Source organism: Micromonospora sp. NPDC085948 (assembly GCF_040686315.1).
Lineage (GTDB): Bacteria > Actinomycetota > Actinomycetes > Mycobacteriales > Micromonosporaceae > Micromonospora.
Genome location: NZ_JBFBJW010000022.1, coordinates 1 through 21,813, shown reverse-complemented (window position 1 = coordinate 21,813; position 21,813 = coordinate 1). Strand labels below are relative to the sequence as shown.

The following is a 21,813-nucleotide window of genomic DNA, read 5'->3' as shown; positions in this document are numbered from 1 at the left end:
CGTTCGGAGGCAACAACGATGAGCCAGGCGACAGCGCCGCCCCAGGCGACCGCCGTGACCATGACCCACCGGCAGATCCTGGAGGCACTCTCCGGCCTGCTGCTGGGCCTGTTCGTCGCGATCCTCTCCTCCACGGTCATCTCGAACGCGCTGCCGCGGATCATCACCGAACTGCACGGCGGCCAGTCCGCGTACACCTGGGTGGTGACCTCGGCCCTGCTGGCGACCACCGCGACCACCCCGATCTGGGGCAAGCTCGCCGACCTGACCAGCAAGAAGACCCTCGTGCAACTGGCCCTGGGCATCTACGTGCTGGGTTCGGTGCTGGCCGGCCTCGCGCAGGGCACCGGCGAGCTGATCGCCTGCCGGGTGCTCCAGGGCGTCGGCGCCGGCGGCCTCACCGCGCTGGCTCAGGTGATCATGGCCACGATGATCGCGCCGCGCGAGCGGGGCCGCTACAGCGGCTACCTCGGCGCCGTGATGGCCGTCGGCACCATCGGCGGTCCGCTGATCGGCGGCGTGATCGTCGACACCTCCTGGCTCGGCTGGCGCTGGTGCTTCTACGTCGGCGTGCCGTTCGCCATCGTCGCCCTGATCGTGCTCCAGAAGACCCTGCACCTGCCGGTGGTCAAGCGGAAGGCGCAGATCGACTGGTGGGGCGCCACCCTGATCACCGCGGCCGTCTCGGTCCTGCTGATCTGGGTCTCCCTCGCCGGTGACCAGTTCGCCTGGGCCTCCTGGCAGACCGCCGTCATGGTCGTCGGCGCGCTCGCCCTCGGTGCCCTCGCCGTCCGGGTGGAGACCCGGGCCGCCGAGCCGATGATCCCGCCGCGGCTGTTCCGCAACCGCACCATCACCCTCGCCGTCGTGGCCAGCATCGCGGTCGGTGTCGGCATGTTCGGCGCGTCGATCTTCCTGGGCCAGTACTTCCAGATCAGCCGCGGGCAGAGCCCGACCATGTCGGGTCTGATGACCCTGCCGATGATCCTCGGCCTGTTGGTGGCCTCCACCGTGGGCGGGCGGATCATCACCAAGACCGGCCGCTGGAAGCGGTTCCTGGTGGCCGGCTCGGCGCTGCTCACCATCGGCTTCGCGCTGATGGGCACCCTCCGCGCGGACACCAACTTCACCCTGCTCAGCGTCTACATGGCGCTCATCGGCGTCGGCCTGGGCCTGACCATGCAGAACCTGGTCCTCGCCGTGCAGAACACCGTCGGCCCGCACGAACTCGGCGCGGCCAGCTCGGTGGTGGCGTTCTTCCGCAGCCTCGGTGGCGCGATCGGCGTCTCCGCCCTCGGCGCGGTACTCGCCCACAAGGTCAAGGACTACACCGCCGACGGGCTGTCCCAGCTCGGCATCCCCGCGTCCAGCTCCGGTAGCGGCGGCACCCTGCCCGACGTGCACACCCTGCCCGGCCCGCTGCGTGCCGTGGTGGAGAGCGCGTACGGCCACGGCGCCGGTGACATCTTCCTGGCCGCCGCCCCCTTCGCGCTGATCGCGCTGATCGCGGTGGCCTTCATCAAGGAGGTGCCGCTGCGGCAGCACAACGGCAACCCGGTTTCCGACGAGGTCGAGCGGGAATCGACAGTCGCAGCCGGCGCGGGCGCCGCCGTGGTCCGCACCGGCGAGCAGAGGTGAGGTAGAGCCATGAGCGTGGGAGCACCGGACCGCGAGGAGTACGGCCCCCGGACCCGCCCGCTGCCGTTCGAACGCGGCACCGACGGCCCGCGGGTGATCATGGTGGGCGTGGACGGCACCCGTACCTCCGAGCGGGCCGGCGCCTACGCGGCCGGCCTGGCCCGCCGGCAGGGTGCCGCCCTGGTGGTGGTCTTCGTCAGCGCGGCGAGCGGGTTCACCTCCCTCGTGCCCGGGATGGACGCCAGCGCGATCCAGCGCTCCCAGGACGAGGTGGCCGACGAGTTGCGCCGCGAGTGCCGGCGAGCGGCCGAGCAGTGGGGCATTCCGGTGACCTTCCTGTCCCGGCGCGGCGACGCGTACGGCGAGTTGTGCGCGGCGGCCGACGAGTTCCAGGCCGACATGGTGGTGGTGGGGGCGTCCGAGCAGGCCGGTCACCGGCTGGTCGGCTCGGTCGCCACCCGTCTGGTCCGCGCCGGCCGCTGGCCCGTCGTCGTGGTGCCCTGAAAACCTGTCGCGACTGTCGTACCCGAGCCCCAGGATGGCCCGATGACGACATGGACGGCACCGGAGATCGACCGCACCCACGAGCCCCTCGTCGCTGACGAGCGCACCATGCTGGAAGGCTGGCTCGACTACCACCGCGACACCCTGCTGCACAAGTGCGCCGGCCTGACCGCCGAGCAGCTACGCACGGCGAGTGTCGAGCCGTCCGGCCTGAGCCTGCTCGGGTTGGTCCTGCACATGACCGAGGTCGAGCGGTCCTGGTTCCGCCAGCGCTTCGCCGGCCAGGACCTGCCCGACCTCTACGACTTCGACGCCGACAACGACGCCGAGTTCCACGCCGCGGCCGACGCCGACCCGGAGGCCGCCTTCGCCGCCTTCCGCGCCGAGGTCGACGCGGCCCGGGCGGCGACCGCCGGCCGGTCCCTGGACGAGACGTTCACGCTGACCCGCCACGACGGCACCCCCACCTTCAACCTGCGCTGGGCGTACGTGCACATGATCGAGGAGTACGCCCGGCACAACGGTCACGCCGACCTGATCCGGGAACGCATCGACGGCGTCACCGGCGACTGACCAGCGGTCCCGTCACCCGGGGTGCCCGGCGCGGAGCAGGTGCTCGCCCAGCGGGGTGAGCGTGTGCCGTACCGCCGGCCCCGCCCGGTGGGTGGTGACCAGCCCGGCCGACCGGAGGACGGAGGCGTGCTGGCTGGCCGAGGCGAGGGAGACGCCGACCGTCCGGGCCAGCTGTGAGGTGCTCGGGCCGTCGGCGATCGCGCCCAGCACCGCCGCCCGGGTCCGCCCGAGCAGGTCGGCCAGGGGTTTGCTGCTCACCAGCGCCCGCTGGGCGGTGGGACGGATCGGATAGGCCAGCACCAGCGGGCCGGTCGGGTCGTCCAGCACGCAGGGCCGGGGCAGCAGGTACGACGGCACCAGGGTGACGCCCCGGCCGGCCGGCGCCAGGGCGATCCCGTCGGCGAATCCACACTCGTACGACAACTCGTACCGCTCGCCGTACGGCTTCCAGAACAGGTACGGGCTCAGGTCGCGTAGGACGCGGTCGATCCCACTGTCCACCATGGCGTGTGCCCGCACGGTCCGGTCGCCGTGAACCGCCGCGGTGATCGTCTGCTGGTATGGCGCGACCGCGATCTGGTGGAACGCCCGCATCGCCACGCGGAGTCGCCGCCGGGCGGCCGTGTCACCAGAGGCGAGAGCACCGACCCGGGCCGGCAGGTCGCCGGCGACGATCCGGGGTCGTAGCTCCGCCGCCAGCGTCGCCGTCGGGGTGGCCAGCACCTCGTCCAGGGCGGCCGGCAGGTCGCCGCCGAGGCTTGGCGGGGTGAGGAAGTCCGGAAACCACCCGGGCCGCCGGCACAGGTCGAGGTACGGCCGCATCTCCGGACGCAGCGCCGCCCGGGTGCGTGCCCGCCAGGCCGTGAGGTGTTCCGGTGCGGCCTCGAACAGCCGCTGACCGGCCGCCCCGAGTTCCAGCAGCACCGCGGGGTCGGAGCGCAGAACGGTGCGGCTCAGGTCCGTCGCGGTGAGCTGCAACGTCAGCATGAGCCGACGCTAGCCACCCTTCGGCCCTGCCTGAAAGGGCATGGAGCAGGCTGCCACCGGATCGGATCCTCGTTCCATGCACACCTTCCTTGTCCTGGCCACCAGCGTGGTCGTGCTCGCCGGCACCTCAGGCACCCCGGCGCGCGCCGCTGACGCGCAACCCGACACGTACGTCGTCTCCCGCGAACCGGGCGTGTTGCCCGAGGGCATCGCCGTCACCCGCGCCGGCACCATGTACGTCACCAGCCTCGCCACCGGGGCCGTCTACCGCGGCGACGTCCGGCACCAGCGGCTGCGTCCGTTCCTCCCCGCGGGCTCGGACGGGCGGGCCCACGCCGCCGGGGTCCACGTCGATCGCGCCGGCCGGCTCTTCGTGGCCGGTTACGACACCGCGACCCTCTTCGTGTACGACCCGGACGGCCGCCTGCTGGCGAAGCGGAGCGCGGTGACCGGTGCGGCTCTCAACGACCTGGTGATCACCGACCACGCCGCGTACGTGACCGACTCGGCCGGCGGCACGATCTGGCGGGCCACGCTGGACGGTGAGCGCGTCGGTCCACTCGAACCGTGGCTGCGGCCGTCCGACTTCCCGACCGCCCCGGGCTTTCTCAACGGCATCGTCGCCGACGCCGACGATCGGGTCGCGCTCGTCGCCGACCAGGGCACCGGCGCGCCGGGCACCGAACGTCTCTGGCGCATCGACCTCGCCGACGCCACGGCCAGCGAGGTCGCCGTGTCGGGTGGACAGCTCGGTGCCGACGGGCTGCTGCTGGAGGGCAACCGCCTCTACGGTGTGGTCAACTTCCCGGACCCCGCTGACGGGTACCGCTTCGCGGTGAACCTGGCGGTGCTGGACGGTGACCTTCGGGCCGCCCGGGTGGTCCGCCAGTCCCGCACCGCCGGCCTGGAGCAGTCCCCGACCACCCTGGCCCGCGACCGCGACCGGCTGCTCTGGGTCAACAGCCAGCTCAACGCGACCGCGCCGGCACCACCGTTCACGGTGACCGAGGTCCCCGGCCTGGGCTGAGCGGCGGTCCGGCTCAGTAGTCCAGGGCCGCCCGCAGGTACCGCAGGTCGGCGTGGCCGCCCCAGCGGTGCGCCGACAGCCCGGCGGCGCGGGCGCCCCGCACGGCCCAGTCCTCGTCGTCGACGAAGAGGACCCGGGCCGGCGGGGTGGCCAGGGCCACGCAGGCGGCCTGGAAGTACTCCGGGGCCGGCTTGTGCACGCCGATCGTGGAGGAATTGACCACCACGTCCAGCTCCCCGACCAGGCCCAGCGCGGCCAGGTCGGCGTCGAGCAGGTCGGTGGCGTTGGTGCCCAGCCCGACCCGGACGCCCGCCGCGCGGACCTCCCGGACGAACGCCAGCACCTCCTGGTCGACCTCGCCCCGGTAGCCCTGCCACTGCTCGACAGCGGCGCGGGCCCGTTCCGGGCTGCCCACCGACTCGGCCAGGGCGTCCGCCACACTGCTCATCCACTCGGCGTGGCTGACCTGGCCGGTGAGCACCGGCTGGAGCCGCCCCCACTGCATGGCGATCTCACCGAGCACCCCCTCGGAGAGGCCGTACTCCCGCTCGACAACGGCGGCCACCGCCGGATCCCACCGGCGCAGTACGCCGTCGAAGTCCAGCAGGAGCGCCGTCGCGCGTTCCCGAGCCACTACCCGTTCTCCTCGCCGCGGCGGTGCCGCTGGTCGTCCTCGTCGGCCCGGTTGAGCCGTTGGCTGATCACCTGGGTGACCCCGCTGCGCATGGTCACTCCGTAGAGCGCGTCGGCGATCTCCATCGTCCGCTTCTGGTGCGTGATGACGATCAGCTGACTCTTCTCCCGCAACTGTGCCAGCAATGTGATCAACCGGCCCAGGTTCACGTCGTCCAGGGCCGCCTCCACCTCGTCCATGATGTAGAACGGGCTGGGCCGGGCGCGGAAGATCGCCACCAGCATGGCCACCGCGGTCAGCGACCGCTCGCCACCGGAGAGCAGGGACAGCCGCTTGATCTTCTTGCCCGGTGGGCGGGCCTCCACCTCGACACCGGTGGTGAGCAGGTCGTCGGGGTCGGTGAGGATCAGTCGGCCCTCGCCGCCGGGGAAGAGCACGGTGAACACCTGCTCGAACTCCCGGGCGGTGTCCTCGAAGGCACTGGCGAAGACCTCCAGGATCCGCTCGTCCACGTCCTTGACCACGGTGAGCAGGTCCCGCCGGGTTGCCTTGAGGTCCTCCAACTGCTCGGAGAGGAACTTGAAGCGCTCCTCCAGCGCGGCGAACTCCTCAAGCGCGAGCGGGTTGACCTTGCCGAGCAGGGCCAGTTCGCGTTCCGCCTTGGCGGCCCGCTTCTCCTGCACCGGCCGCTCGTAGCGCACCGGCTCGGGCACCGGCAGGCCGTCGCGCTCGGCAGCCGCCACGTCCACCTGGGTCGGCGGTACGGGCTGGGTGGGGCCGTACTCGGCGACGAGCGTCTCCACGTCCAACCCGAAGTCCTCGGCGGCCTTCGCCTCCAACTGCTCGATGCGCAGCCGCTGCTCCGCGCGGGCCACCTCGTCGCGGTGCACCTGGCTGGTCAGCCGCTCCAGCTCCGCGCCGAGCCGCTTGGCTGCCCCGCGTACCTCCTGCAGCTCCGCCTCCCGGGCGGCGCGTTCCCGGGCGACGGCGTCCCGGTGTTCCTCGGCCGTCGCGATCGAGGTGGTGAGGCGGGTGAGCGCCTCGCGGGCGCCGCCGGCGACGGCGCGGGCGATGCCCGCGCCCCGGGTGCGCGCGGCCCGCCGGGCCGCGGCGCGTTCGCGGGCGGCCCGCTCCGCGGTGGCCTGCCGGGTCAGCGAGTCGGCCCGGCCGGCGATCGAGGAGACCCGCTCCTCGGCGGTACGCACGGCGAGCCGGACCTCCATCTCGTTCTGCCGGGCCTGCGGCACCATGGCGGCGAGTTGGTCGCGTTCCTCGCTGGACGGCTCGGCGTCGACCGGGGTCTCCTCGGCCAGCCGCAGCCGTTCCTCCAGCTCGGCGAGCGCGGTGAGGTCCCGCTGCCGGGCCGCCTCGGCGCGGGAGTGGGACTCGCCGAGCCGGTCGGTCTCCGCCTTCGCCGAGCGGGCCGCCGCACCCAGCTCGGCCAACCGCCGGGCGGCGGCGTTGCGGTGGCTCTCGGCCTCGCGCTTCTCGGCGGCGGCGTGCTGTACGGCCTCCTTGGCGGCGGCCACCTCGGCGCGCGCCTCGACGAGTTGGTCACGCAGTTCCGCGCCACCGCGCTCGGCGGTGAGCCGGTTGCTGCGGGCCTCCTCGACGGCCGCCTGCACCTCGATGTAGCTGGGGGCCTTGGCCGACCCACCGGCCGCCGCGTACGCCCCGACCACGTCACCGTCCGGGGTGACCGCCCGCAGTTCGGGGTTGCTGGCGACCAGGTCGGCCGCGGCGGCGAGATCGTCGACGAGCGCCACGTCCCGCAGTGCCCGGTGCACCGCCGGGCGCAGCTCCTCGCCGCACTCCACCAGGTCCGGGGCCCACCTGGCCGCGTCGGGCAGCTTCGGGCGCAGTGTGTCGGCGGAGCCGGTCATGCCGGGTCCCGCCGGGCTGCCGACGAGCAGACCGGCCCGGCCGGCGTCGGAGATCTTCAGCAGCCGCATCGCCTCGACGGCCTCGTCCACCCCGCTGACGGCTACCGCGTCGGCGAGACCGCCGAGCGCCGCGGCCAGCGCCGCCTCGTGGCCGGGCGCGACGGTGAGCAGCCCGGCGAGGCTGCCGAGCAGGCCGGGCACGTCGTCGGCGCGGGCGAGCAACGCCCCGGCGCCGTCCTTGCGCCGCAGCCCCAGGGCGAGCGCCTCCTCCCGGGCCTTCCAGGTGGCGGCGTCCTTCTCCGCCGTCCGTTCGGCGTCGGCAAGCGATCGCACGGTGGCCTGCGCCCGCTCCTGCACGGCGACCGCCTCGGCGTGCCGGGCGTCCAGGTCCGCGTTGTCCCGGTCGGCCTCGGTGGACTGGGCGGCCACCGCGTCCAGGTCGGCCTGTGCCTGCTCGGCGCGCCCCAGAGCGTCGGCGTGCGCGACGGCGAGCCGTTCGATCTCCTCGCCGGCGCTTGTCGTGCGGGCGCGGGCCGAGTTGACCTGACCGGTGAGCCGGGCCATCCCCTCGCGCCGGTCGGCGATGGCCTTGGCCGCGGCGACCAGCTCCCGCTCGGCGGCGGCGAGCTGCCGTTCCAGCTCCTGGCGGTGCTCGACCGCCTCGGCCAGGCGGATCTGGTCGTCGGTGAGCGCCGCGCGCAGCTCCTCCTCCTGCTCGCGGACGCGTTCCGCCTCGGCCTCCAGCTGGTCCGGGTCGCGGCCGGGCCGTTCGTCGTCGCCGCTGGCGCTGAGGTGCCGCAGCCGCTCCCGGGCCAACTGCTCGATCGAGCGGAAGCGCTCCTGGAGGGCGGACAGCTTGTACCAGGTGTCCTGGGCGGCGGCGAGCAGCGGAGCGTCCTCCGCGAGGGCGGCCTCCAGCTCGCCGAGCCGGCCCTGCACCTCCACGTGCTCGCCCTCGATCTGCTCACGCCGCTCCCGCAGCGCCGTCTCGTCGGCGATCTCCCGGTCCAGGGTGTTCCGCAGGGTGGCCAGGTCGTCGGCGAGCAGGCGCAGCCGGGCGTCGCGCAGGTTGGCCTGGATGGCGGCCGCCCGGCGGGCCACCTCGGCCTGGCGGCCCAGCGGCTTGAGCTGGCGGCGCAGCTCGGCGGTGAGGTCGGTGAGGCGGTTGAGGTTGGTCTGCATCGCGTCGAGCTTGCGCAGCGCCTTTTCCTTGCGCTTGCGGTGCTTGAGGACGCCGGCCGCCTCCTCGATGAACGAGCGACGGTCCTCCGGCTTGGCGTGCAGCATGCCGTCGAGGCGGCCCTGCCCGACGATGATGTGCATCTCCCGGCCGATGCCGGAGTCGGACAGCAGCTCCTGGATGTCGAGCAACCGACAGGTGTTGCCGTTGATCTCGTACTCGCTCTCGCCGGAGCGGAACATCCGGCGGGTGATGGAGACCTCGGTGTACTCGATCGGCAGCGCGCCGTCGGTGTTGTCGATGGTGAGGGTGACCTCGGCACGGCCCAGCGGCGCGCGGCCGGCGGTGCCGGCGAAGATGACGTCCTCCATCTTGCCGCCCCGCAGCGCCTTGGCGCCCTGCTCGCCGAGCACCCAGGCGATGGCGTCGACGACGTTGGACTTGCCGGAGCCGTTCGGGCCCACCACGCAGGTGATCCCGGGCTCCAGCTTCAACGTCGTGGCGGAGGCGAAGGATTTGAAGCCCTTCACCGTCAGGCTCTTGAGATACACCTTCTCGATCCTCGTCCGGGGGCCGCCGTACCGTCGCCGGCTGTGGGGACCTGGGTGAACTCGCAGACTAACCCGGTGGTGGGAGCGGTCGGGCACGCGACCCGCCCCGGGCCGCGTGCGGCCCGGGCGCGAGACGTGGGTCCGCCGTTGTTGTGTCGATCACGACAGGGACGAGGACCGTTCATGATCGCTTATCGCTGGGCGTGCTATTCGGATACCGGGGACGCGGTAAGGGCGGAACCGGCCACAAGATCATAAATAGTTGGCGCCGAAAGGGGCCGGACAGTGTTGCGCGCCGGCACACAGGTGTCGGCGCGCATTTTGCGAGAGTGCGATTCAGTTTTGCGACGCAGAGATCAGGTCAGCGCCGGCTCGGCCAGACGGAGCAGATCGTCTGCCTCCGCCGCGGCCGCCGCGAGCCGATCATTGTCGGCACGCAACCGGGTGATCTCGAACTCCAGTGCCTGAACCCTGGAACGCAGTCGGGTGACCTCGTCGAGCAGACGCCGGTCGGGCGCTGCACCTACGTGGCCGTAGAGGGCCTTCGCCATGCTGACTCCTTGATATGCGCTGCCGGAAAGGCCGGACCAACGCGCGCCCATTTGTACGCGGCTGTCATTCCAGGCTGTATCTGGGCATGACCGGGCGCGACTGGCGACACCTATATATTGAGCCGCAAACCCCTCCTTCGTCAAGTTCTCGCAGGCCGTAGATCATCTCTACGTCGACCTGTCCACTTGTCGGGGGGCTGCCGCAATGGCACGGACACTCTCTGTCCGGACGCCTTTACTGTACGCCCGGATCCACGGAATTCCGCACCCTGGCGTCCGAGTTCCCCTTAACTCTTCCTTAGCCACGTTGCCGCAGGTCGCGGGCGCGCCGTAGCGTCACCCCGGCCCGCAACCGACCCGTGGAGGCATAGGCGTGTACGGCTGGACCGACCCGATGGACCCGAACGGCGCCTCCCGGCGCGCCGAGCGGCCGACCGACGAGCCGACCTGGCTGCACGACCGTCCGGAGCCCCGCTCGGCCTACCTGTTCGGTGACGACCCGAACCAGCCCGGCGACGGGTGGCACCGGGAGCAGCCCCCGACCGACTGGCAGGCGGACCCCGAGACCTCCGGTGGGCCGGCCGACGCTCAGACGGCCGCCTGGCCGGACCAGCGCCCGGAGCACGACCCGGCCGAGGGCTGGCACGGCGGCGGGCCGGCCACCGACGCCTGGCGCGACGGCAGCCCGAGCGGGGCGACCGCCGACTCCTGGCACGGCGGCAGCCCCGCCGGACCGGCCAGCCATGGCTGGCACGGTGACGCCGGCCCGGAGACGACTGGTGGTTGGCGGCCCGACCCCGGCCCGGAGACGACTGGTGACTGGCCCGCCGGCACCGACCGGCCCAGTGAGGGACGACACCGCTCCCGCCGCCGTTGGCGACGGCCGCTGATGATCGGTGGGGCCGCCGCGGCGGCCACCCTCGTGGTGAGTCTCGGCGTCGGCGCGGTCGGACTACCCGGCGGTGACGACGGGGCCAGCCGGCCGACGGCCGTCGACGACACCTTCGCCCCGTCGACGGCGCCGACCGAGGAGCCGACTCTCGACACCCTGGCGGCGCCGTCCCCGACCAGCACGCCCAGCCCGACCCCACCGAGCCCGACGCCGAGCAGAGTCGTCAGGCCCACCCCGGAGGCGTCGCGTACCACCGCCGCGTCACGGCGTGGCGCGCCGCGCACCAGCGCGCCGGCCACGAGCAACGGTTCGAGCGGCTCCGGCGGGCCGAGCGAGCCGAGCGGCACTGTCAGCGCCCAGGCCCGTGAGGTGGTGGACCTGGTCAACGCCGAGCGCGCCAAGGCCGGCTGTGGGGCACTGAGCATCGACGACAAGTTGATGACCGCCGCCCAGAAGCACAGCCAGGACCAGGCCGACCACAAGAACATGTCGCACACCGGCAGCGACGGCAGCAACGCCGGCACGCGGCTGGACCGGATCGGCTACGCCTGGCGCACGTACGGCGAGAACGTGGCCTGGAACCAGCAGACCCCGGCTGCGGTGATGGACGCCTGGATGAACAGCTCCGGTCACCGGGCCAACATTCTGAACTGCGCGTTCACCGAGATCGGCGTCGGGATCGCCACCAGCAACGGGCCGTACTGGACCCAGGTCTTCGCGGCGCCGCGCTGACCGCGCGTCGTTCGCGCCCCCGCGCTCGTTTGACCCGGTGAGGTACGCCGGGCCGGAGCGTGGGGGCGGCGTACCGGTGCGGGCGGCGACGGGCCGTCCGGGACCCGGGAGCTGCCGATGCGGATCCGGCCGCGGCGACGCGTCGCCGTACGCCCACTGCGCCGCGTCCTGTCGGCCGGCGTCGCACTCGTCCTCGTGGTGCCGGCGTACGGATGCCGACCCGAGCTGACCCCGCCCGGCGCGCCCACCCCGTGGCCGGCCGCGTCGGCCCGCACCTGGCAGTGGCAGTGGCAACTCAGCGGCCCGCTCGACCCGGCTGTGGAATCGGACGTCTTCCTGCTCGACCCGGTGGTCACCACCGCCGCGCAGACCGCCGAACTGCGGTCCCGGGACCGCCGGCTGATCTGCCAGGTGCACGTCGGGTCGGTCGGCACCGCCGACCCGGACGCCAGCCGGTTCCCGGACATCGTCCAGGGCTCGACCGGGCGTCGGCCCGGCAGCCGGTGGCTGGACGTACGGAGCTGGGACGCGCTCGAGCCGGTGCTGGCCGACCGTTTTCGACTCTGCCGGGGCAAGGGCTTCGGCGCGGTGGCGCTCGCCGACGCCGACGGGTACGCGTCCCGCACCGGTTTCCCCCTCGACTTCGACGACCAGCTGCTGTTCAACCGCCGACTCGCCGAGCTGGCCCGCTCACTGAGCCTCTCCCCCGGGCTGGTCAACGACGTGCCCCAGCTCGCCGCACTGGCTCCGGACTTCGACTTCGTCGTCAACGAGGAGTGTGTCCGGCTGGGCCAGTGCGCCAAGCTGCTGCCGTTCGTCGACGCCGGCAAACCGGTCTTCCACGTGGAGTACGCCAGCTCGACCGACGAGTTCTGCGTCACCACCGTCGGCTACGGCTTCGCGTCGATCCGCAAGGACCGTCAGTTGGACGCCTGGCGGGAAGCCTGCCCCCTGCCCTGACACGGCGGTGGCCGGGCCGCCGACGCAGCCCGGCCACCAGCGCCTGGTTCAGGACACCGGCACCAGCTCCGGGGTGGCGGCCGGCGGGTCGGCCGGGGCGGCCGCCGGACGGGTGCGCAGGAAACGCGGGGCCCACCAGTTGGCATCGCCGAGCATGGTCATCAACGCTGGCAGCACCACTCCCCGGATGATCGTGGCGTCCAGCAGGATCGCCGCCGCCAGACCGATCCCGAGCTGCTTCATGTCGATCGTGCTCAGCGTGGCGAAGATCGAGAACACGCCGACCATCACGATCGCCGCGCTGGTCACCACCCCGGCCGACGAGGTGATCCCGTACGACACGGCGTCGCGGTTGGGCATGCCGGCCCGGATCCCCTCGCGGATCCGACTGACCACGAACACGTGGTAGTCCATCGAGAGGCCGAAGAGCACCACGAAGAGGAACAGCGGCAGCCAGGACACGATCGCGCCCATCGAGGTGAAACCGAGCAGTCCCTCGGCCCACTCGCGCTGGAAGACCAGCACCAGCAGCCCGTACGCGGCGCCGACGGAGAGCAGGTTCAGCGCGATCGAACTGGCCGCGACCACCACCGATCGGAAGGTGAACACCATCACCAGGAACGTCAACACCAGCACGAAGCCCATCACCAGCGGCAACTTGTCCCGGACGTGGGCCGCGTAGTCCACATTCTCGGCCACGCCGCCGCCGACCGCGTACTCGATTCCGGGGATGCCCCGCAGCTCAGCCGGGACCAGGTCCCCGCGCAGCTTGTCCAACGACTGCACCGACCGGTCGTCCCGACTGGTGTACGGGGTGGCGACGTCGAGCACCGACACCCGCCGGTCGGCCGACACCTCGATCTTCGGGCCGTCCGCATCGGCCGGCGCGAACAGCGGATCCCCGGCGGCCCGGGTGGCCAGGTCGGTGAGCGCGGCGTGGACCCGGTCGGCCTGCTCGGCCGGTGCCTTGACGGCCACCACGTGATTGGTGCCGTTGCTCGGGAACGCGGCGGTGAGCCGGTCGTACGCCTGCATGGCCGGGGTGGTGCGCGGCAGGTCCTCCGAGCCGGGGAACTTCAGCTTCATGCCGAGCGCCGGCGCGGCCAGTGCGAGCAGCAGACCGACCGAGATGACGAGCGTCACCACCGGAGCGCGTAGCGCCGGCCGAAGCAGCGCCGGCCAGAGCCGGGGCTTGCGGGGCTCGCCGTGCCGGTCGGTGCGCGGAGCGGTCAGCCGCCAGAGCAGCGGCACCCGAGGCCGGTCGACCCAGCGGCCGAGCCTGGCCAGCAGGGCGGGCAGCACGGTCAGCGAACCGATCACGGCGACGGCGACCACCAGGATCGAGCCGACGGCCAGGGACGAGAAGACCACGTCACCGGCGAGCAGCAGCCCGGCCATCGCGATGATCACGGCAATGCCGGAGACCACCACGGCGTGCCCGGAGGTCTCCGCGGCGATCTCCACCGCGTCCAGGCCGGAGCGGCCCTTGGCCCGTTCCTCCCGCTCCCGGCGGATGTAGAACAGTGAGTAGTCGACCCCCACCGCCATGCCGATCAGCAGGATCACCGGTGCCGTGGTGTCGGTGGCCGGGACCAGGTGCGAGGCGAGCGTGGACAGGCCCATCGCGACGGCGACCGAGGAGAGCGCCAGCAGCACCGGGACGCTGGCCGCGATCAACGCGCCGAACGCGATGATCAGGATGGCCAGGGTGACCGGCAGGCTGAGCAGTTCGGCGCGCTTGAAGTCCTTGCCCAGGGTGTCGTCGAGCGCCTGCTCGATCGACGGCCCGCCGACCTGCTCGACACGCACCTGTGGGTGCGCGCCCTGCACGGCGGCGGTGGCGTCGCGCAGCGGCTGGACCCGATCCGAGGCGGTCTCCGGGTCGCCGGACATGGTGATCGGCAGCAGCAGCGCCGAACCGTCCCGGGCGGTGACCGGCTTCCCCACCTCGGCGACCCCGGTGACCGTACGCAGCCGGGCTGCCGCGTCGTCGGCCGCCGCCTTCGCCGCCGCCGGGTCCAGCGCGCCGTCCCGCGCGGTGATGAGCACGTTGTCCACTGCCGGATCGTCGAAGTTTCCGGCGTCCACGATCAGGCCGGCCCGCCCCACCTCGCCGATCCCCTCGTCGGCGCTGGTGGCCTCGTTGAGGCCGGCGGCGCTGCCACCCACGAAGCACACCGCCACGAACACGACCCACAGTGCGATCGCCCGCCACGGGTGCTCGGCGCTCCACCGCGCCAGCCGCACCGTCACCGGTCTTCTCCCCATCTCGGGTCCCCCTGTCACGTCAACCCCGTGTCAACGGTGCTGACGTTAGGTGCGTGACGAGGCGGTCACATCGGGGAACGGCCCTGGCCCGCCCCGGAGCCGTCACACTGAGGGCGATTGGCTCACCAGAGGGGCATCAGACGCCGATTCGGGCGTACACCGGGGTGCGGCCCGGGGGGTCCGACCGCGACCCGCCGGTGCCGACCCGGAGCCGACTCCGGGTCATCCCCGAAGGGATCCCCGGGGCCGCGGCTGGCAGCGCGGGCAACTGTACGAGGATCGGTTCATGAACGCCTCGCGGCGGATCGGCGCTCCGCACCGCCGGCACGGCTCGCCCTCGCGACCGTAGGCGTTGAGTTCGCGGTCGAAGTAGCCACTCTCACCGTTGACGTTGACGTAGAGGGCGTCGAAGCTGGTGCCGCCCACGTTGATCGCCTCGGCGAGCACGTCGCGGACGTGGTCGAGCAGGCGCTGCGCGGCCGGCCCGGTCAGCGCGTCGGTGGGTCGGCCGCCGTGCAGCCCGGCCCGCCACAGCGCCTCGTCGGCGTAGATGTTGCCCACCCCGGAGATCAGGGTCTGGTCGAGCAGTGCCCGCTTCACCTCGGTGTGCCGGCGGCGCAGCGCGGCGACGAACTCCGCGTCGGAGAACTCCGGGTCCATCGGGTCGCGGGCGATGTGCGCGATCTCGTCGGGCAACTCGGCGCCGCCCTCGCTCACCGAGAGCCCGCCGAACGTGCGCTGGTCGACGAAGCGCAGCTCCGGCCCGTCGTCGGTGAACCGGAACCGGACCCGCAGATGGGTCTCGTCGGCGGCGCCGGGTGGCTGGAGCAGCAGCTGACCGGACATCCCGAGGTGCCCGATGATCGCGTCGCCGCTGTCCAGTGGCAGCCACAGGTACTTGCCGCGACGGCGGACGTCCAGCACGGTCCGGCCGGCGAGCACGTCGGCGAAGTGCACGCCGCCGGGGACGTGCCGGCGCACGGCGCGCGGGTGACGGACCTCGACCGACGCGATCCGACGGCCGATGACCCACTGGGCCAACCCCTGCCGGACGGTCTCCACCTCGGGTAACTCAGGCACGCCGCAGGCCCGTCTCGTGGCCGTCGGCACCCCCGGCCGGCAGGGCCTGCGCCAGGTGGTCGGCCTGCTCGGCCTGGGCAGCCCGCCCGGCGCGTTCCAGCGGCCCGAACGGCTCATCCCGGTCGGCCGAACCGTCCGGGTCGATCAGCTGGCCCCGACCATCGTCGCCGGTCCGACCGTCGTCGCCGCCCTGGCCGTCGTCGCCGGCCTGGCCGTTCTGCTCGGCGAGCGTCCGCCACGCGGCCTCGGCGGCCCGCTGCTCGGCTTCCTTCTTGCTGCGCCCCTCGGCGCCGCCGTACCGGTTGCCGGCCACCACCACCCAGGCGGTGAACGTCTTGAGGTGATCCGGGCCGGTGCCCTCGATCCGATACTCCGGGACGCCGAGCCCGAGCGCCGCCGTCAGCTCCTGGAGGCTCGTCTTCCAGTCCAGTGCGGCGCCCCGACCGGCCGACTCGGCCATCAACGGGTCGAAGAGCCGGTGGATGACGATCCCGGTGGTGTCCAACCCGTACTGGAGGTAGATCGCCCCGAGCAGCGCTTCGAGCGTGTCGGCGAGGATGCTCGCCTTGTCCCGGCCACCTGTGGTCTCCTCGCCCTTGCCGAGCAGCAGGTACGCGCCGAGGCCGTCCGGGCCCAGGCCACGCGCCACGTCGGCGAGCGCCCGCATGTTGACCACGCTGGCCCGCAGCTTGGCCAACTGCCCCTCGGGCAGGTCCGGGTGGTTGTGGAAGAGCGCCGTGGTGATCACCACGCCGAGCACCGAGTCGCCGAGGAACTCCAGCCGCTCGTTGGTGGGCAGCCCGCCGTTCTCGTACGCGTACGAGCGGTGGGTCAGGGCGCGCTCCAGCAGCTCGGGTTCCAGGCTCACGCCGAACGCGGCTTCCAGATGACCGACGGACGCCCGCCGCCGCTTGTCGTTGCTCATGATGTGCGTACCTCGGTGTCGGTGGAGCGGTCGGTGCGGTCCATCGCGGCGTCGCCGTCGAGCAACGCCGAGACCAGATCGGTGGCGCGCCGCCGCCACAGGTGGGCGGCGAGGGCGATGCCGGAGGCGACATCGTCGGCGCGGGCGGAACCGTGGCAGACGACCACCGTCCCCGCGACGCCCAGCAGGGCGGCCGCGCGGGGCGCGCCGCCCTCCGCGGGCGGGCCACCGGCCATCGCGTACGCGCCTTCGATGGCTTTGAGCAGCACGTTACCGGTGAAGCCGTCGGTGACGACGACATCGACGCGCGCGCCGAGGGTCACGTCGTACCCCTCGACCAGGCCGACGTAGCGCGCCCCACCGGGCAGCGGCTCGACGGCGAGCAACGGGTCGGTGGCGCGACGGACCCGGTCGCCCTTGCCGGCCTCGGTGCCGACCGAGAGCAGCCCGACCCGCGGCGCGGCGATCGAGTGCGCCACGGCGGCGTACGCGGCGCCGAGCACGGCGTGGCGGGCCAGGGTGGCCGGACGGGGTTCCAGCGAGCCGCCGACGTCGAGGAGCACGACCGGGCCGGCCACGGTGGGCAGGGTCGCGGCGAGCGCGGGTTGGCGGATCTCCGGCCAGCGGCCGAGGCCGAGCACGGCGGCGGTGACGGTGGCACCGGTGGCACCGGCGGAGACCAGGGCGTCGGCGGTCCCGTCGCGCACGGCGGTGACCGCGGCGCGGACCGTGCTCTCGGCACGGGCGGCGCTGGGGTGATCGGCCATGCCGACGACATCGCGGACGGGCCGCACCGTGATCCGCGTACGTTGCGGCGGATCGAGGGCAGCAATCAGCTCGTCGGCGACCTCGGCCGGGCCGACGAGGAGCAGGTGCAGGTCAGGGTCGGCGCGCATGGCCCGCAGAGCGCCGTCAACCACGACGGCGGGAGCGTCGTCCCCGCCGAGGAGGTCAACGGCGATCCGCGCGGTGCCCGGCTCCATCGGAACGCCGGCCGGAGTGGGCCGGCCAGCGTCGGAGGAAGCCGGGGCACCGGGCGAATGCCAGGGTGCGCGCGCCGCCCGACCTGAGGTCGGGGGCGTCACTCGGCGTCCAGGTCAGACCTCGAGAACCTGGCGGCCGTTGTAGGTGCCGCAGACGGAGCAGGCGGCGTGCGGCAGCTTCGGGGACTTGCACTGCGGGCACGCGATGGTCGCGACCACCGTCGCCTTCCAGTTCGCCCGGCGGGACCGGGTGTTGCTGCGCGACATCTTGCGCTTCGGGACGGCCACGGTTCTTACTCCTCTGTAACGGTCAGTTGCGACAGGCCCGCCCAACGCGGGTCGATCTGCTGGTGACTGTGGTCGGCCGGCAGATCGTCCCAGTGTGTCCCGCATTCGGGGCACAACCCTGGGCAGTCCTCCCGGCAGAGCGGGTTGGTCGGCAGCGTGAGCACCAACGCGTCCCGCAGCGCCGGCTCCAGGTCGATCAGATCGCCCTGCATCCGGCCCACCTCGTCCTCGTCGGTCGTGGCGTCCGTGGTGCTGTCCTCGTACGCGTACAGCTCCTGGATCGTCACGCCCATCGAGTCGTTGATCTCGCGCAGGCAACGGCCGCACTCGCCCCGGACGGGACCGGTGATGGTCCCGGAGACGAGCACGCCCTCGGACACCGACTGCAACCTCAGATCGAGGTCGAGGTCCGCGCCCTCCGGCACGCCGATCAACTCCACACCGAGGTCCGCCGGTGCCGGCACGACCCGCTGGACCTCACGCAACGCACCAGGGCGGCGCGGCAGGTCTCTCGTGTCGAGGACCAGCGGCGACCTGGGGTTGAGTGTCGATGGCGAGTGCTTGGGCATAGTTAGACTCCGGCCGGTGAGAGGCCGACAAAAAAGGTTACCTGGGTGACCACCGGACCGTCGAACCGGGGGCGACACCCGGGTGAGAATGTCGGCTGGTGAGGTGCCGCTCAGAAGGGTAGCGGGCGATCCGCCTCATCCCCACCGAAGGTGCCGATCTCCCGTAGGGCGTGCATCTTGTCCCTACCTCGCTCGATCGAGGCCAGCGCCCGGGTGAGGAACTGCTCGAAGTTAGCAAGCGCGGTGTCGACGTAGTCGTCGACCTCCTCACGCAGGCGCTGGGCCTCGGCCCGGGCCTCGGCGATGATCCGGGCACCCTCGTGCTCGGCCGACACGGTGATCTCGTTCACCGAGACCAGGCGGGCGTGTTCTGCCTCACCCTCGCTGATGATCCGGTCCGCCTCACGCTTGCCGGCATCCATGATCTTGTCGCGCTCCTCCAGGAGCGCTGCGGCGCGACGCAGGTCGGCAGGGAGATCGGCGCGCATCTCGTCGAGGGCAGCGATCATCTCACCCCGGTCGACCATGCAGTTGTTGCGCGACATCGGGACGGAGCGGGCCTGCTCCACCATGGCGATCAGTTCGTCGATGCGATCGAGCGGGTCCACCGGTACCTCACTCCTGTCGTTCCTCGGCCGACCTCCATGATGCGGGCTACGGCCGTTCCCCGCGTCATCAATCATGTCGTGCCGGCCCCACACACGCCCCATCCGCCCCAATCCGGCGCGTCGCGACATCGCCACCCCCGCCAAGCCGCCCACGCCCGCGCCCGCCCGCGCCCGCCCACGCTCCGCCGATCTTGCACTTTCTGCCGCGACAATCGGCGCAAACAACCACGATCCGGCGACCGAAAGTGCAAGATCGCCGCCCGGGTGGGGGTGGGGTGGGGCTGGGGGTGGGGGTGGGGGCGGTTAGGGGTTTGGGCGTAGGCGGGCCTGCAGGGCCTCACGGACCAGGTCGGGTACGTGGGCGGAGATGTCGCCGCCCCACTTCGCCACGTCCTTCACCAGGCTGGAGGAGAGGAACGAGTAGAGCGGGTTGGTCGGCATGAACAGGGTCTCGACCCCGGCCAGCCCGATGTTCATCTGCGCCATCTGCAACTCGTAGTCGAAGTCGCTGACCGCCCGCAGGCCCTTGATCAGCACACTCGCCTGCTGTGCCCGGCAGAAGTCGACAAGCAATCCGCGGAACGACTCGACCCGCACGTTCCCGTACGACGAGGTCACCTCGCGGAGCATGTCGATCCGCTCCTCGACGGAGAACAGGCCACTCTTCGACTGGTTCACCAGGACGCCAACCACCACCTCGTCGAAGAGCCGACTGGCCCGCCCGACGATGTCGAGGTGTCCGTTGGTGACCGGGTCGAACGAACCGGGGCAGACCGCACGTCTCATGATCGGCGACCGTACCAAAGGGTGGTCTCGCCGTACCGGCGACTGCGCTCGGGGGTGATCCCCTCCACCCAGTCGAACTGCCTGGTACGGCTGGACCGCTCCACCACCACCAGCGCGTCGGGCACCAGCCAGCCACCATCGACGAGCGTCGTCAACAGCGAGGTGATCTCCGCGTCCGGCACCGCGTACGGCGGGTCGGCGAAGACCACGTCGTACGGCCCGCCGTCCGGACCGGCGGCCAGCACGGTCGCCACCTTCCCGGCGACCAGGCGAACGGCCGGGCCGGCGCGCAGGGTCGCCACGTTCTCGCGGATCACCCGGGCCGCCCGGGGGTCGGACTCGACGAGCAGGACGTGCCGGGCCCCCCGGGAGAGCGCCTCCAGCCCGACCGCGCCGGAGCCCGCGTACAGGTCGGCGAAGCGGGTGCCGTCGAGGTCGACCTCGGCCTGGACGGCGCTGAACAGCGCCTCGCGGACCCGGTCGGACGTTGGTCGGGTGCCGGCGCCGGGGGGTGCGGCGATCCGCCGCCCGCCGAGCGTCCCGGCGACGATCCGGGTCACCGTCTCCTCCTGTTCATGCCCGCGACGCTACGCGAGTCGACGCCGACCTCGTCCGACACCGCCGGTATCGCCGGGCCGGTGGCTGTCCCCCCGATCTGACCGCCCGACGCCTCGGTGGGGTCTTGACGTGGCCCGTCGGGCCGGAAAGGCCCGGTGACCTCCCTCCGCACCGTTCGGTCCACTGCGGAGCGGCCGATCGAACGACCACACCACTCGTCCTCAGTGATCAATCAACGACCTTCCGTTCATCAAAGATCACGAATCAATTACATTGCCCGATGGCAATGATGAGAACTCCCCTCATTCATGACTCGTCAGTACAGTCACCCTCTGTCCCCGCTTAGCGCGGGGAGCACCCCCGCGTCGCGCGACGTCCCGGTGAGCAGACGACCCACCGGTCGCCCCGTCTCCCGACCTCCCGCGCGCGATCCGTACCCCTCACCAGGAGCAGGCGTTGAACCTCCCCAAGTCTCCGATGCGGCGCGTCGCGGCCATCGCCGCAGGCGCGCTGATCGGCCTCACCGGCGCAGCGACGTTCGCCGGGCCGGCGTCCGCGCACCACACCACCATCAGCGGCACCGCCTGCCTCACCACCAATGGCGTGCACCGCGTCGAGTGGAAGGTGGTGAACAGCGAGCGTGACCTCGAAGCCACCATCAAGGAGGTGTGGACCCCCTCCGGCACCACCATCAACGGCATCGCCGTGGGCACCAAGATTGCGGCCGACGGCAAGGTTTCCGGCACTCAGCTCACCACCCAGGGCAAGACGCTCGAGCTGAAGGTCAAGGCCGAGTGGACGCGCAACGGCAGCCTGATCAGCCACGTCGCCTCCGGCACCGCGAAGCTGAGCAACAACTGCACCACACCGCCGCCGGCCACCCCGACGCCGACGCCGACGAAGCCCACGCCCACGCCGACCGTGAAGCCGAGTGCGACGCCGTCGGTGACGCCGAGCGCGACGCCGAGCGCGACCGCGTCGGTGACGCCGAGCGCGACGCCGACCACCACGCCGAGCACTCCGGTCCCGACCAGCCCGGTGCCGACCACGCAGCCGAGCGAGCCCACCGGCCCGCTGGTGCCGGAGGAGCCCAACGCTCCGGTGTTCGAGATCGTCTTCGACTGTGACGTGCTGGTCATCACCGCCGACAACCCGGCTGGCGGCATCACCGAGACCGTCGTGCTGACCTCGGAGAAGAACGTCGTCAAGAAGCTCGAGCTGGTCCCGGGCAAGAAGACCGAGGTCTCCTTCGAGGCGTACGAGGGGCTGACCGTCACCCCCAGCGTCGATGGTGAGCAGGCCGACCCGGCCGACGCCGTCAAGTGGGTCAAGCCGGCCGACTGCACCTCGGGTCAGGGTGGCGGCGACAAGGACGAGCCGGCGCTGCCGCTGACCGGTGCCGCGACCGGCGGGATCATCGCCGGTGCCGCGGTGCTGCTCGCCGTTGGTGCTGGTCTGTTCGTGATGGCGCGTCGTCGTAAGGTTCGCTTCACCGCCTGAGACAACCCGCTCTGACTAGCAACCGAGGGCGCGTCGACCAAACCCTCGTCGACTCCGACGCCGCCGTCGAGCGGGCCTGGGAACAGTGGGCCGCCGAGTACGGGGTCGACCCGGCGGCGGCGTTGACGATCGCCCA

The 21,813-nt window shown here is 72.3% G+C and carries 20 protein-coding genes; 7 read left to right on the top strand and 13 right to left on the bottom strand.

The annotated features are described in order from the left end of the window. Window positions 1-18: 18 nt before the first annotated feature. From AB0O48_RS33290 to AB0O48_RS33280, 3 genes are read left to right on the top strand one after another with little or no spacing between them, the layout of a single operon-like run. Window positions 19-1,638 (top strand): MDR family MFS transporter, encoded by a 1,620-nt coding sequence (locus AB0O48_RS33290; RefSeq protein WP_357572132.1) that lies wholly within the window; start codon window positions 19-21, stop codon window positions 1,636-1,638. A gap of 9 nt (window positions 1,639-1,647) precedes the next feature. Further along, window positions 1,648-2,142 (top strand): universal stress protein, encoded by a 495-nt coding sequence (locus AB0O48_RS33285; protein ID WP_357250454.1) that lies wholly within the window; start codon window positions 1,648-1,650, stop codon window positions 2,140-2,142. A 42-nt stretch (window positions 2,143-2,184) separates the two neighbouring features. Then, complete coding sequence (locus AB0O48_RS33280; RefSeq protein WP_357250456.1) at window positions 2,185-2,715, top strand: DinB family protein; 531 nt, start codon at window positions 2,185-2,187, stop codon at window positions 2,713-2,715. Window positions 2,716-2,727: 12 nt separating this feature from the next. On the opposite strand, the gene AB0O48_RS33275 is transcribed toward AB0O48_RS33280, so the two are convergent. Beyond that, window positions 2,728-3,702, bottom strand: coding sequence for a winged helix-turn-helix domain-containing protein (locus AB0O48_RS33275; protein WP_357250459.1), 975 nt, complete (start codon window positions 3,700-3,702; stop codon window positions 2,728-2,730). Between the two features lie 76 nt (window positions 3,703-3,778). On the opposite strand from AB0O48_RS33275, the gene AB0O48_RS33270 reads away from it, so the two are divergent. Then, complete coding sequence (locus tag AB0O48_RS33270) at window positions 3,779-4,729, top strand: superoxide dismutase (RefSeq protein WP_357250462.1); 951 nt, start codon at window positions 3,779-3,781, stop codon at window positions 4,727-4,729. 13 nt (window positions 4,730-4,742) lie between these two features. On the opposite strand, the gene AB0O48_RS33265 is transcribed toward AB0O48_RS33270, so the two are convergent. The 3 genes from AB0O48_RS33265 to AB0O48_RS33255 form a co-directional block, all read right to left on the bottom strand. Then, window positions 4,743-5,363 carry an HAD-IA family hydrolase gene (locus tag AB0O48_RS33265; protein WP_357250465.1) on the bottom strand — a complete coding sequence of 207 codons (621 nt, stop codon included), beginning with the start codon at window positions 5,361-5,363 and terminating at the stop codon, window positions 4,743-4,745. Further along, the gene (gene smc / locus AB0O48_RS33260) at window positions 5,363-8,977 is read right to left on the bottom strand and encodes a chromosome segregation protein SMC (protein ID WP_357250468.1); all 3,615 of its coding nucleotides are present in this window, start codon (window positions 8,975-8,977) and stop codon (window positions 5,363-5,365) included. Before smc ends, AB0O48_RS33265 begins: the two co-directional genes overlap by 1 nt. 356 nt (window positions 8,978-9,333) lie before the next feature. Beyond that, entirely contained in the window at window positions 9,334-9,528 is a 195-nt protein-coding gene (locus tag AB0O48_RS33255) for a hypothetical protein (protein WP_030487463.1), read from the bottom strand. A gap of 373 nt (window positions 9,529-9,901) precedes the next feature. Here AB0O48_RS33255 and AB0O48_RS33250 point away from each other — a divergent pair, with 373 nt between their 5' ends. Next, window positions 9,902-11,152, top strand: coding sequence for a CAP domain-containing protein (locus AB0O48_RS33250; RefSeq protein ID WP_365069847.1), 1,251 nt, complete (start codon window positions 9,902-9,904; stop codon window positions 11,150-11,152). A gap of 117 nt (window positions 11,153-11,269) precedes the next feature. Beyond that, window positions 11,270-12,112 (top strand): endo alpha-1,4 polygalactosaminidase, encoded by an 843-nt coding sequence (locus AB0O48_RS33245; protein ID WP_357250474.1) that lies wholly within the window; start codon window positions 11,270-11,272, stop codon window positions 12,110-12,112. A gap of 48 nt (window positions 12,113-12,160) precedes the next feature. Here AB0O48_RS33245 and AB0O48_RS33240 read toward each other — a convergent pair whose 3' ends face one another. From AB0O48_RS33240 to rsmD, 9 genes are all read right to left on the bottom strand, one after another. Beyond that, complete coding sequence (locus AB0O48_RS33240) at window positions 12,161-14,380, bottom strand: MMPL family transporter (protein WP_365069844.1); 2,220 nt, start codon at window positions 14,378-14,380, stop codon at window positions 12,161-12,163. Window positions 14,381-14,602: 222 nt separating this feature from the next. Then, a complete protein-coding gene (gene mutM / locus AB0O48_RS33235) occupies window positions 14,603-15,460 on the bottom strand; it encodes a bifunctional DNA-formamidopyrimidine glycosylase/DNA-(apurinic or apyrimidinic site) lyase (RefSeq protein WP_365069842.1) in 858 nt (285 codons plus the stop codon). Continuing rightward, window positions 15,453-16,385 carry a ribonuclease III gene (rnc, locus tag AB0O48_RS33230; protein ID WP_365069840.1) on the bottom strand — a complete coding sequence of 311 codons (933 nt, stop codon included), beginning with the start codon at window positions 16,383-16,385 and terminating at the stop codon, window positions 15,453-15,455. Before rnc ends, mutM begins: the two co-directional genes overlap by 8 nt. Then, window positions 16,382-17,368 carry a phosphate acyltransferase PlsX gene (locus AB0O48_RS33225; protein ID WP_365069838.1) on the bottom strand — a complete coding sequence of 329 codons (987 nt, stop codon included), beginning with the start codon at window positions 17,366-17,368 and terminating at the stop codon, window positions 16,382-16,384. Before AB0O48_RS33225 ends, rnc begins: the two co-directional genes overlap by 4 nt. Window positions 17,369-17,482: 114 nt before the next feature. Continuing rightward, window positions 17,483-17,656 (bottom strand): 50S ribosomal protein L32, encoded by a 174-nt coding sequence (gene rpmF, locus AB0O48_RS33220; protein ID WP_252416735.1) that lies wholly within the window; start codon window positions 17,654-17,656, stop codon window positions 17,483-17,485. Between the two features lie 5 nt (window positions 17,657-17,661). Next, window positions 17,662-18,225 (bottom strand): YceD family protein, encoded by a 564-nt coding sequence (locus tag AB0O48_RS33215; RefSeq protein ID WP_357411722.1) that lies wholly within the window; start codon window positions 18,223-18,225, stop codon window positions 17,662-17,664. A gap of 110 nt (window positions 18,226-18,335) precedes the next feature. Further along, a complete protein-coding gene (locus AB0O48_RS33210) occupies window positions 18,336-18,833 on the bottom strand; it encodes a hypothetical protein (RefSeq protein WP_355391821.1) in 498 nt (165 codons plus the stop codon). A 303-nt stretch (window positions 18,834-19,136) separates the two neighbouring features. Continuing rightward, window positions 19,137-19,619, bottom strand: a complete 483-nt coding sequence (gene coaD, locus AB0O48_RS33205; protein WP_357250488.1) for a pantetheine-phosphate adenylyltransferase — start codon at window positions 19,617-19,619, stop codon at window positions 19,137-19,139. After that, on the bottom strand, window positions 19,616-20,179 hold the full coding sequence (gene rsmD, locus AB0O48_RS33200) for a 16S rRNA (guanine(966)-N(2))-methyltransferase RsmD (RefSeq protein WP_357250491.1): 564 nt from the start codon (window positions 20,177-20,179) through the stop codon (window positions 19,616-19,618). Before rsmD ends, coaD begins: the two co-directional genes overlap by 4 nt. Before the next feature lie 454 nt (window positions 20,180-20,633). Here rsmD and AB0O48_RS33195 point away from each other — a divergent pair, with 454 nt between their 5' ends. Beyond that, entirely contained in the window at window positions 20,634-21,677 is a 1,044-nt protein-coding gene (locus AB0O48_RS33195) for an LPXTG cell wall anchor domain-containing protein (protein ID WP_365069834.1), read from the top strand. The last annotated feature ends 136 nt before the right edge of the window (window positions 21,678-21,813 follow it).